Annotated in this window: 2 protein-coding genes; one reads left to right on the plus strand and one right to left on the minus strand. The window is 72.0% G+C overall.

Features of this window, described 5'->3' with window-relative positions:
* Window positions 1-1,532: MBL fold metallo-hydrolase (locus VE172_RS04830; RefSeq protein WP_324797954.1), on the plus strand; the 1,532-nt coding region annotated here is incomplete at its 5' end.
* A gap of 84 nt (window positions 1,533-1,616) precedes the next feature.
* On the opposite strand, the gene VE172_RS04835 is transcribed toward VE172_RS04830, so the two are convergent.
* Window positions 1,617-2,807: S1C family serine protease (locus VE172_RS04835; RefSeq protein ID WP_324797957.1), on the minus strand; the 1,191-nt coding region annotated here is incomplete at its 5' end.

The following is a 2,807-nucleotide window of genomic DNA, read 5'->3' on the forward strand; positions in this document are numbered from 1 at the left end:
AGCTTTCGACGCTGAGCGGCGAGAACGCCGAGCTGCGCACCACCATCGACAATCTGGACGCCGAGGCCCAGCAGCTGCGCCGCCACCTGGACGTGGCGTACGAGCGGCTGCGCCGGGTGCAGGCCGAGCGGGACGCCGCGATGCGCGAGCCCGCGCCGCAGCCCGCCACGGCGGTCACCAGCGTGGGCGCCGAGCTGTCGGTGAGCGTGCGGGTCCTGGGCGGGGGCGCCGAGATCGGCGGGTCCTGCGTGCTGGTGTCGGGCGGCGGCACCCGGATCGTGGTGGACGCGGGCACCCGCCCCACGGGCGTGGACGCCGACAGCCTGGCGCCCGCGCACATCGCCGAGCTGTACTCCGAGCCCCCCGACGCCATTGTGGTCACGCACGCCCACAACGACCACGCGGGCTGGGTTCCCGCGCTGGTGGGCCGCTATCCGGGCATCCCCGTGATCGCGTCGACGGCCACCAGCGACCTGTTGGGCACCATGTGGGCCGACTCGGCCAAGGTGATGGCGCTGCGCGCCGACAACGACGACACCTGGGCGGGCGGGCCGCTGCCCCCCTACCAGCAATCCGATGTGGACGAAGCGGTCGCGGCGCTGTCCGACCTGCCGTCGGGGCGCCACCGCCAGGTCGGGGCGATCGATCTCGAGCTGTTCGACGCGGGCCACATCATCGGCGCCACGGGCGTGGTGCTGACCGCCGGGGAGCACCGCGTCGTGGTGTCGGGGGACGTCAGCGGCACCGGGCAGCTCAGCGTCGGCGGCCTCCAGCTCCCCGACTCGGCGATCGGCGCCGAGCTGATGCTGCTGGAGTCCACCTACGCGGGGGCGGGGAAGCTGCCGCCGCGCGACGCCGTGGTCGCGCAGTTCGTCGCCGATGCCGAGCGCATCCTGGCCGCCGGCGGGCGGGTCCTGGTGCCCGCGTTCGCCCTGGGGCGCGCCCAGGAGATCGCGCTGGTGTGCCAGAAGTTCCTGCCCGAGGCCGAGGTTCTCGTCGACGGCCTGGCCCGCGACCTCAGCTACGCCTACAAGCGCCACGACGGCCCCGACGGCGAGCGGGTCAACGTGTTCAGCGGCAACGTCCGTCCCGTGGAGCCCGGGCGCACCCGCAGGGAGATCGCCGAGAAGCGCCCGTGCATCGTGGTCGCCACCTCGGGGATGCTCACCGCGGGACCGGCCGTGGGCTGGGCGCGCGCCATCCTCACCGAGCCCGAGTCGGGCCTCATGGTGGTCGGCTACCAGGATTCCGACAGCCCCGGGTCCCGGCTCCTGACGCTGGCCGAGGCGGGCGGCGGACGCTTCGACCTGCCCGACTCCGACGAGCCCTTCGAGGTCACCGCGCACGTCGGCCAGTACCGCCTCGGCGCGCACGCCTCCGAGGAGGAGCTGGTGAAGATCGCCTCGCGGGCCCGCCCCGAGTCCCTGATGCTGGTGCACGGCCGCCTGACCAACCAGCGCCAGTTCGCCAACCGCCTGAAGCTGCGCCAGCAGCACACCGTGCTGTCCGAGCGCCCCTGGACGGCGCGCTGAGCGCGAAAAAAAGGGGGGGCGGGCCGACTGTTCATAGTCGACCCGCCCGGTGAACCCCTTGGAGAGAAACTTCCGAATTAAGTCCTAATTGGTGGGTGCCGTCGCCAGCTTCACGGTGACGGTCTTGGAGTCGCCGCCGCGGGTGTAGGTGACGTCCATCTTCGTCCCCGGCTTGGCGCCCTGCACGGTCGACACCACGTCGCTGGCGGACTTGACGTCGGTGTCGCCGATCTTGGTGATCACGTCGCCCTCCTTCAGCCCCGCCTTGTCGGCGGGGGTGCCGGACTGCACGCTTGAGACGATGGCGCCGCCGTCGCCGCTGACGTTGTCGGCGACCGTGATGCCCAGGTAGGCGTGCTTGACGACGTCGTCTCCGCCGCCGCCTCCGCCGCCGTTGCCGCTTTCGATCAGCTTCTGGGCGTCATCCTTGACCGTGGACGACGGTATCGCGAACCCCAGTCCGACACTCCCCTCCGAATTGCCGGCGGTGGCGATGATGGTGTTGATACCGACCAGTTGTCCCTTGCCGTTGACAAGCGCGCCGCCCGAGTTGCCCGGGTTGATCGCCGCGTCGGTCTGGATCATGCCCTCCAGCGTGGTGGCCTGGGTGCCGTCCTCGCCCCCGGCCTGCACGGTGCGGTTCTTCGCCGAGACGATGCCCGAGGTCACCGAGCCCTGGAGTCCCAGGGGGGATCCGATCGCCAGCACGGTGTCGCCGACATCAAGCTTGTCGGAGTCGCCGAACTTGATCGGGGTGAGGTCCTTGGCGTCGTCGACCTGGATCACCGCGAGGTCCCCGGAGGGGTCGGTGCCGGTGATGTGGGCCTGAGCGGAGCTGCCGTCGGCGAAGGTCACCTTGAGCTTGCCCGTGGTGCCCGAGGACGCCACGTGGTTGTTCGTGATGATGTGGCCCTTGGTGTCGTAGATGACCCCGGAGCCCTCGGCCTTGTCCGAGGTGATGTCCACGACGGAGGGCTGGACGGCCTTGGCGACGTCGGAGATCGTGGCGTTGTCGCCCACCAGCGACGACGGCGAGTCGCCGCCGCTGCCGTCGGACAGCAGGTAGCCCACGGCCCCGCCCGTTCCCCCGGCCAGCAGCGCGACCACCAGGGCGCCCGCGACCAGCATCCCGGCTCCCGGGCCCTTCTTCACGGGGGGGCCGCCGTACGGCGCCGCGCCCATCGGCGGCGGCCCGCCGGGGGGCGGCGGGCCCATCGGCGGAAGCTGCGCGGTGTGCCCCGGCACGGCGGGGAACTGCCCCGTGTGTCCCGGGAC

Source organism: Stackebrandtia sp., assembly GCF_035643755.1.
Lineage (GTDB): Bacteria > Actinomycetota > Actinomycetes > Mycobacteriales > Micromonosporaceae > Stackebrandtia.